An 8,572-nucleotide genomic window follows, 5' to 3' on the forward strand; every position below is an offset into this window, starting at 1 on the left:
AAGATAATTAACCCAACGAGAGGTAAAAATGCCGGTATTTTGGTTAATCTGGCAAAATTAAGTTTATTCTTCGCCAGTGGAATTGTACTTTGATTAGACATAGTCATGATCCTATATAATATTGCCGGCCGCATGTAACATAATTTGGGTTGAGTTAATATCATCCCCACTTAATTCAGCAGCAACTTCACCATCTCGAAAAACCAAAACTCGGTCACTCACGCCAATCACTTCAGGCAATTCTGAGGAGATCATAATAATTGAGATACCTTTTTCAGTGAGTGAACGCATTAACTGGTAGATTTCTGATTTTGCCCCAACATCGATACCTCGCGTAGGCTCATCGAAAATAAGAATTTTGGCTTGTTTATTGAGCCAGCGCGCAATAACCACTTTTTGCTGATTTCCCCCACTTAAGGTTGAAACCGCGGTATCCGCTTCGGGTGTTTTAACTTTGACTTGAGAAATCAAATCAAGTGATAACAAATGCTCTTTTTTATTTTGAATTAAGAACAATTTTTGGGCGTGGTTATTTAGCCAGATATTCTCTTTCACCGAAAATGGCAAAACTAATCCTTGGGTTTTACGACTTTCAGGTAACAGCCCAATCCCTAACTGTAGCGCTTGCGCCGCTGATTTCACTTTGACGTCTTGACCGTCCAAAATCACTTTTTTCTTGTAAGCTTTATCGGCTCCCATCATGGCGAGAATATTTTCAGTACGGCCTGAGCCGACTAAGCCTGCAAGGCCGAGGATCTCACCTTTTTTCAATTGAATGCGGTTGGTTGGGCCAGAAGCAAACCGTTGAATTTGAGCATCGAGAATGACCTCTTGCCCCTCAAAATGACGTTTTGGCGGGTAGATATTCTCAACTTCACGACCCACCATCATCTCGATGATCACATCAAGGTCAGTTTCATCCACTTTACGTGAACCGATGTATTGGCCATCTCGCAGTACGCTAATCGTGTCACAAATTTCATAAATCTCTTCCAAATGGTGAGAGATAAAGAACATGCCGACACCTTTGGCTTTTAAGTCGCGCATGACATCAAAGAGGTGATTTGCCTCTTTTGGCGTTAATGTCGCGGTGGGTTCATCTAACACCAAAATCTTGGCGTCTAAAGATAGCGCTTTAGCAATTTCCACGAATTGCTGCTCAGCGATACTTAAATGGCTAATAGGTTCATCAATATCAATATTAACGCCTAATTCAGATAGGAGGATCTGCGCTTTTTTACGCATCAGCTTTCTATCTAATAAGCCAAATTTATTTTTAATTTCCCGGTTTAAAAAGATATTTTCAAAAGCATTTAAATAAGGGATTAATGAAAACTCTTGGAAAATAATACCGACGCCTGCTTTGATAGCATCACGATAATTATGGAAGATGTGCTCTTCGCCTTCGATAAGTATTTTCCCGCTATCTGGTTTATGAATTCCACACAGCACTTTCATTAGCGTTGATTTACCCGCACCATTTTCACCTAGCAGTGCGTGTACCTCTCCTTTTTCCAAAGAGAGATTAATATTATCTAGCGCCTTAACCCCAGGGAAAGTTTTACTGACATCTTTTAATGCTAACAATTGCATCATGTTGCTTCCCTTATTTTCTTACCGCTTAAAAATGGGTAACAAAGCGAGTTGGAAAGATAAAAACGTTCCAATAAACATAGTGTCATTCATTTTTATTAAGAGGATTACGCCAGCAGATAATTCGCTGGCGCAATACTAAGTTCGACTTATTTACTGATTACCAATGGAAATCTTTGGCATTAGTTTTGTCGATTAATTTCACATCGAGAGGAACTTCTTTCGGTACGTTAGCACCCCAATGTTTTGCTAAGCCCATCGCCAAACCGATACGTACTTGGTCACGCGGGAACTGTGCAGAGGTTGCGATAAATGGTGAATTACCTTTTGCAATTTCAGCAACGGCTTCAGGTGAACCATCAACACTGACTAGCTTCACATCACGACCTGAAGATTCAATAGCGGCTAATGCACCTAAAGAGCCGACATCGTTAACGCTGAAAATACCGTTTAAGCCAGGGTTAGCTTGCAGCATGTTTTCAGTGACGTTCATCGCAGTATCACGCTCTTGTTTACCGTTTAATTTGGTCACAATTTTGATGTTTGGATACTCTTTCATGGCAGCTTCAAAACCACGAACACGCTCAAGGATTGGAACAACAGGAATACCATCAAGGATTGCAACTTGACCTTTACCGCCCAATGACTCACCCAGACGTTTACCTGCCATTAAACCCGCTTCATAGTTTTTAGAGCCGACGAATGAATCGATGGGACCATTAGCTTGCGCATCAATAGCGATAACCACAACACCGGCTTTTTTTGCGGCTAATACGGCTGTTTCAGCACCTACGCTATCCGCAGGGTTGATCAGCAGAATATCGATTTTCTTCTGTAGCATATCTTCGATGTCGCTAGTCTGTTTTGAGACATCGTGAGCCGCATCAGCAATATACAGCTGTGCACCCATTTCACCAGTTGCACTTTCTAAAGCCTCTTTCATTGTCACGAAATATTCGTTATTCAGTTCTTGGAACGACATTCCGACAGAAACAGGTTTTGCTGTCGCGTTAAAAGCCATGCCCAGTGTTAAAACGCTTGCTGCAACAGCTAACTTTTTAAATTTACTCAACATAAGATGTTCTCCTAAAGAGTCTTTAGTGTTATAGGGTACTGTTAATATTTATGATTATTAATGACTTACTTTAATTATGCTGATATTACATTTTCACTTCATGTACGACACAATCATTGAACGACACAATCATTGAACGACAACAGCATTATGGCTTGATGACGACTTTGATGGAGTCGGCTGATTTCGCCATAACAAACGCCTCTTCCCAATCATCGATTGAGTAGAAGTGGGTAACGATATCGTCAGCACATACCAGCCCTCGGCTGAACAGGTCGATAGCAACCTCATAGCTGTACGGACCTAAGTGTGCGCCTCGGATATCTAACTCTTTGCGGTCACCGATAATGGACCAGTCAACCGTCGTTTCTTTACCGAAAACGCTGAACTCGACGAAGCGACCCAGTTTACGGATCATTTCTAACCCTTGAGTCACACCGATAGGCGCGCCAGTGGCTTCGATGTACACATCGCAACCGTAACCTTCGGTCATCTCCTTAACCAGTTTGATAGCATCTTCTTTCAGTGGGTTGATAACAACATCTGCACCAAATTTCTTCGCTAATTCAAGGCGCTCATCGATAGCATCAATCACGACTAATTTTTTCGGTGTTTTCAGTTTTGCGACTTGGATCATGCACAGACCTAATGGACCCGCACCGGCGATGACAACCACGTCATTTAAATCAATATCACCACGGCGAACAGTATGGATAGCACAAGCCATTGGTTCGATTAATGCCGCGTCTTTATCCGATAATTCATCTGGAATTTTATGAATAATTGCACGCTCAGAGAAACGCATATATTCAGCCATTCCGCCATCTGCGACTTCTTTTTGAAAGCCATAAATGTCATGGGTTTCACACATCCAATATTTGCCTGACTTGCAGAAACGGCATTCCCAGCAAGGGACAATTTGTTCCGCTAAGATACGGTCGCCAATTTTCAATTTATATTTTTCAGCGGACCCTTCGCCCAGTTCCGCAACGCGACCGTAAAATTCGTGACCGGGTACGACAGGTGCTTTGATCCATGGGTTTTCACCCCAGAACATTTGAGCGCCATCATTGGCTTTACAGTCACCTGCACAGATACCGCATCCGTCAACTTTGATGACGACTTCACGAAACCCTGGTGTTGGTCTTTTAATCGCTTCAAAACGGTAATCATGGGGACCATGACACACAACCGCTTTCATTTTTTCAGGTAGGGTACTCATATTCTAATAACCTCATTCTGGATGTTGGCTATAATGTTGACGTCAACATTGACCGTCGCTTTTGTATCTAAACCGTTCTCTTTGTAAAGTTTGACGGCTAAAAATAATAATAGCGTGAGAAATGTGATGCTCTATTGTTATAAATAAATTGTTTAATTTTTAATATGACGACGTCGTCATTTTTAAGAGATGCTAAATAAAAAAGTGATAATTGTGATTCAAATCTTATTTTTTATTTAATAACTCTTTTGTTTTTGTGGGTTAGCTTGTCAGATGAAATGCAAACTATGGTGGATGCGATGATTGTCGAAAGAGTATAATTAGTTTCATTATTTTCAGAAGAGAAGAATCTTTGAAAAAACATTTCAGCTAACACTTTACATTGAAAATTGAATTAGTTTTCTCAGGTTAATGTGATCATGATCGATTCGAAATGTGTGATAAATTCCTGATTATCCTTTTCTTTGCTATTTTTCCGATTGAATAAAAAGCATGTTATCGATAACTTAAATTAAATATCTCAATATTAATGACTTTGCTTAATTAAAAGGCTCAGAAATGGCAACGACGATGATTGTTCTTCTAATTTTACTTATTATTTTAGCTGGATGGGGAATTTCCATTTACAACCGCTTGGTGAGTACGCGGAATCAAGTGAGCAATCAGTTTGCCAATATTGATGTGATTCTAAAGCAACGAGCTGACCAAATTCCGCAATTAGTGACCGTTGTCGAAAAATCAATGGAGCATGAAACTGCGCTCTTTACCTCATTAAGTAATGCCCGCCAAAATTACTTTAATGCGAGAAATGTGAATGAAAAAATCGCCGCGTCTAATGAAATGGATAAAGCTTTAAAAAGTCTTGTTGCCATTGCGGAAAATTACCCAACGTTAATCTCTGGTGAACAATTTACGCAATTACAAATCGCATTAAGCGAAGTAGAAGATAAAATTGCTCAGCGCCGAGAAGGTTTTAATGATGCGACGACAGAATACAACACGGCGATCCAAATGTTCCCTGACAGTATTTTTGCTAATATTTTCGGTTTTGCTACGCTGCCTTTATTGGAAATTTCCGAGTCTGAAAAGAAATATGACGGTATTCAATTCAAATCATAATTAAAGGTATTATTGGTGAATATCTACTATGTTCTCGGCGCTGTATTAGGCGGCATTCTTTTTTATTTAGATCGCACATATTCAAAAAAGCGTAAATTAAATTGGGGAGCGATTCCCTTTTTCGCTGTTCTATTTGGGGCATGGGTAACCCTTTCACCACAACCCAGTTCATACGAATCCTACTTTTTCTACGGGGCATCTGTCGGCGTCGCTTTTGTCGTGAGCCGTATTGCCGTAGGGGTAACGAAAAGTGCTTATACTCGCTATCAGCGCCTGCAAAACGAAGGATCTTCAAAATTTGCAGCATTATTAAAGACGCTGATAGGTAGCGCATTAGCACTTTGTTTAGGCGTAGGTTTTTTTATTGATATTCGCGTCTTTTTTGTGGCCTTTGTTTTAGCATTTGTGTTCGGCATTATTGAAAATACCCCCGAAAAACGATTTCTCAAGTTTCAAAAGAATCTTGCCACTTCAAAAATCCGCTCAATTGCGATGGGTTTGGTCGAAGTGGAAGGAAAAATCACATCAGGTGCAGAAATCAAAAGCCAGTTGGGTAATCGCAGCTGTTATGGCTCTTTCTATTACGAATATTCCATTTCAAAAGATAAAGACGGTAAAAAAAGCTATACCCTTCAAGACAGTAAAACTCGGCTGCATAATTTCACCATCACGGATGATACGGGATCGGTCAAGGTGATTTGTGATAATGATTATTTTATTCACACGGGATTAACGCCACATATGGATTATGAAAGTGGTAGTCGTCGCTATAAAGAGTATTTACTTGAAAGTGGAATGCGTTATTTATTGATTGGTTCTGCGGACAGCGAAAATGGCAAAGTAGTGATTACCCGTAAAGCACCGCATATGCTATTAGGCGTTTCACCATCAGATTATGTCACGCGTTGGAATAAGTCTGCGCCAATGCGTAGAAACTTAGGCGTTACAGTAATGATTGCAGCTATTCTGATTGCCTTAATATTAATGACGCCTGTGCGTTATCAAGATGGATATTTAACACTTTATTTTAACCACATTTCGTTATCTGACAGTGAATGATATGAATAACATTATTTTTTGGATCTTTGCTGTTGTCATGGGGACCATTTTGGTTCGCTATATAGTGAGGATCTACAACAACATTATTTTCTTAAAAAATAATTGTGAGAAAGCCTTCGCTAATATAGATGTGCTTTTGAAAAAACAAGCAGACCTAATGCCGCAATTAACCGTGATAGCCGAAGGCGCGATGACTCACGAAAAACAATTGATAAGCGAATTGCTGCAAAGTCGTGAACATTATCTATCGACGAAGCAGCTCGACATGAAAGTGGATTCAGCGAATCAATTTCACTCACACTTAAAACCGGTTTTTTTACTGGCAGAAAAGTACCCTAACTTAATGAGTCAACAGGCTTTGTTGGCATTGCAAGCTTCAGCAAAAGGTATTGAAGATCAAATTGCGGATCGTCGTGAATTCTTTAATCAGACCGTGACCTTATACAACACGAATATCCGACTGTTTCCAAATCTGATTTTTACTATTTTGTTTCGCTTCAATGATATTCCATTGCTGTATGGTCAACGGGGGCGAGAGACATTGTCATGATGACGATTCCTTTTTCATGGTTTGGTTTTACCGATTGGCTGCTGGATAAAGATGAGGCAGGGCTAATCGTGATGTTTGCCACGTTTGGTATGATCCCCGCTTGTATTGTGGTTACGTTGGGAATGAAAGCCATTGGATTGAAAAAATTTATCGCGCCTATCGTATTGGGAATGATGAGCTCTATGTTTGTGAGCATGATTGTGTTGATCCCATTGTTGTTAATATTCCGTTTGGGAGATATTCCAAAAGCGATACTCATTTGGATGGTCGTGCTGGGAAGCTGCGTGACATTTTTCCTCATGAATATGGATTACGTGGATATATGGGCATCAAATCGAGTGGAAAAAAAGAAACAAACAGTGGCTGCGAGAAAGAAACGGAAGAAATAGTAGGACGTTGTATTAGATTTTTTAGAGGAGTAAATGGAAAAACGTATTTTTTTACTATTTAAGACATTATATATGACTATTTTTTAGGACAGATCAAGAAATAAATTTTCCGCTTATATAAGAATAGGGCTATAATTCACCGCTTAAAAAACAGTTATTGGAATAAGCGAGTATATATAATCAGGGAGTATTCAAATTAAGATTATCCAAATAGGGATTTTTAAGGGATAATATAGTTTAATTAGCGAACATTACTCTTCATTGGTGTAACAACTTGGGTGTAGTTTCGTATGAATTTAATTGGTTTGTAAAGTTTCTTCAGTTTACTGTTAATAGGTGTGAATCGTTTTTTGAGGAATTAATTTTTAACCAATTGATTTTTATGGATATAAAATTTTTTTTGCTTTTTCTTACCTGTTTACTATCTTCTTTTTTTACTCTGTATGTGTGTTAAATTGTGTTTTTTTATAGATTAAAGCAAATTAAAAGAATATTTAGCATATAAAACTGTATTTGTATTCTTTTTATGACCATTCTGGGTTTATATATACTTGATCGACAGTCTAAAAATGATTTGTAAGGCTTACTTGTTTGTTTTCTATAATGAAACATAATGAAATACTTTGTAATAAAGTGAATTTAAATATTTTACCTTATTTTGACCAATTCAAATCCTGAAAATATATGCTTATAATGAGTCCATCGAATTAATTGAGCTGATGGGATTTATTAGCATTAAATCGATTTTAAAAATAAATAAAGCCAACTAAATATCTAACATTTTCCTGTTGGAATTTTAATTTTTTAAAATTCTAAGAGGAGGGGTTTTATTTGTTTAAATATTATTTTTATTTTATAGGATTTATTTCATGTTTAAGAAAACCATAATTGCATTATCTTTAATTACTGTCTCTGGTGCTACATTAGCTGCAGCTCCAGTTGCAAATTTAAAAGTAACAGGATCAATTACGCCACCAACGTGTACTATTAAAGGTCAAAATGAAGTTGACTTAGAATATGTATTTGATGTGTCCCCAGGTATGTTCCCTGTATCAGGTAACTTATTATTAGATGCAAAAACAAATAATATCGAAGTTGTTTGTGACGCCTCGACCTATTTAACATTCTCTTCAACGGATAACCGTGCGAGTTCTGTATTAACCGCTGGCGTATATAACTTCGGTTTAGGTCTGTTTGATACGGATAAAAAAGTTGGTTTTTATACAATTACAATGAAAAATGCGACAGTGAAACAAGATGCTTCAAGCGCGGCTCAAACTGTTGGTGTATCGAATGGAACATCATATGCAACATCATTATCTGTTGATAAAACTAAAAAAATGGCGTGGGCAACAGCAGCAAGTACATTGAGAGCAGGGCAAATTTTTTCTGCTGACCTTGATGTAAGACCAACGCTGAGTTCTGAGCTGAAAACCAGTTCAGGTGATGCTAATTTAGATGGCTATGCAACATTAGCTTTCGCTTTCTCACTGTAAATTCGTTATTAGGATGAATGGATATAGTACTATATCTATTCATTATGGGATCGCTTTATGATGAAAAAA

The 8,572-nt window shown here is 38.3% G+C and carries 8 protein-coding genes; 5 read left to right on the forward strand and 3 right to left on the reverse strand.

Going from position 1 to position 8,572, the window contains the following annotated elements:
• Nucleotides 1-111: 111 nt before the first annotated feature.
• The 3 genes from PSF16_RS15540 to PSF16_RS15550 form a co-directional block, all read right to left on the reverse strand.
• Nucleotides 112-1,596, reverse strand: coding sequence for a sugar ABC transporter ATP-binding protein (locus tag PSF16_RS15540; RefSeq protein WP_272689600.1), 1,485 nt, complete (start codon nt 1,594-1,596; stop codon nt 112-114).
• Nucleotides 1,597-1,753: 157 nt separating this feature from the next.
• Nucleotides 1,754-2,614, reverse strand: coding sequence for an ABC transporter substrate-binding protein (locus tag PSF16_RS15545; protein WP_392397799.1), 861 nt, complete (start codon nt 2,612-2,614; stop codon nt 1,754-1,756).
• Between the two features lie 202 nt (nt 2,615-2,816).
• Nucleotides 2,817-3,890: an erythritol/L-threitol dehydrogenase gene (locus PSF16_RS15550; RefSeq protein ID WP_006657336.1), complete on the reverse strand. Its 1,074-nt coding sequence runs from the start codon at nt 3,888-3,890 to the stop codon at nt 2,817-2,819.
• A 558-nt stretch (nt 3,891-4,448) separates the two neighbouring features.
• Between PSF16_RS15550 and PSF16_RS15555 the strand changes: the two genes are divergently transcribed.
• From PSF16_RS15555 to PSF16_RS15575, 5 genes are all read left to right on the forward strand, one after another.
• Nucleotides 4,449-5,009, forward strand: a complete 561-nt coding sequence (locus PSF16_RS15555; RefSeq protein ID WP_006657337.1) for a LemA family protein — start codon at nt 4,449-4,451, stop codon at nt 5,007-5,009.
• Between the two features lie 15 nt (nt 5,010-5,024).
• Nucleotides 5,025-6,068 carry a hypothetical protein gene (locus PSF16_RS15560; protein ID WP_272689601.1) on the forward strand — a complete coding sequence of 348 codons (1,044 nt, stop codon included), beginning with the start codon at nt 5,025-5,027 and terminating at the stop codon, nt 6,066-6,068.
• Nucleotide 6,069: 1 nt separating this feature from the next.
• The gene (locus tag PSF16_RS15565) at nt 6,070-6,618 is read left to right on the forward strand and encodes a LemA family protein (RefSeq protein ID WP_272689602.1); all 549 of its coding nucleotides are present in this window, start codon (nt 6,070-6,072) and stop codon (nt 6,616-6,618) included.
• Nucleotides 6,615-7,007: a hypothetical protein gene (locus PSF16_RS15570; RefSeq protein ID WP_272689603.1), complete on the forward strand. Its 393-nt coding sequence runs from the start codon at nt 6,615-6,617 to the stop codon at nt 7,005-7,007. The genes PSF16_RS15565 and PSF16_RS15570 overlap by 4 nt, the downstream gene beginning before the upstream one ends.
• An 869-nt stretch (nt 7,008-7,876) precedes the next feature.
• Nucleotides 7,877-8,503, forward strand: coding sequence for a hypothetical protein (locus tag PSF16_RS15575; protein WP_006662705.1), 627 nt, complete (start codon nt 7,877-7,879; stop codon nt 8,501-8,503).
• Nucleotides 8,504-8,572: the final 69 nt, after the last annotated feature.

Source organism: Providencia sp. PROV033 (assembly GCF_028484855.1).
GTDB classification, from domain to species: Bacteria; Pseudomonadota; Gammaproteobacteria; order Enterobacterales; family Enterobacteriaceae; genus Providencia; species Providencia alcalifaciens.

Bases quoted from the DNA above. Each gene is read 5' to 3' on its own strand.
- PSF16_RS15540 (WP_272689600.1), bottom strand. From the start codon at position 1,596: ATGATGCAATTGTTAGCATTAAAAGATGTCAGTAAAACTTTCCCTGGG.
- PSF16_RS15545 (WP_392397799.1), bottom strand. From the start codon at position 2,614: ATGGCTTTTAACGCGACAGCAAAACCTGTTTCTGTCGGAATGTCGTTC.
- PSF16_RS15550 (WP_006657336.1), bottom strand. From the start codon at position 3,890: ATGAGTACCCTACCTGAAAAAATGAAAGCGGTTGTGTGTCATGGTCCC.
- PSF16_RS15555 (WP_006657337.1), top strand. From the start codon at position 4,449: ATGGCAACGACGATGATTGTTCTTCTAATTTTACTTATTATTTTAGCT.
- PSF16_RS15565 (WP_272689602.1), top strand. From the start codon at position 6,070: ATGAATAACATTATTTTTTGGATCTTTGCTGTTGTCATGGGGACCATT.
- PSF16_RS15570 (WP_272689603.1), top strand. From the start codon at position 6,615: ATGATGACGATTCCTTTTTCATGGTTTGGTTTTACCGATTGGCTGCTG.
- PSF16_RS15575 (WP_006662705.1), top strand. From the start codon at position 7,877: ATGTTTAAGAAAACCATAATTGCATTATCTTTAATTACTGTCTCTGGT.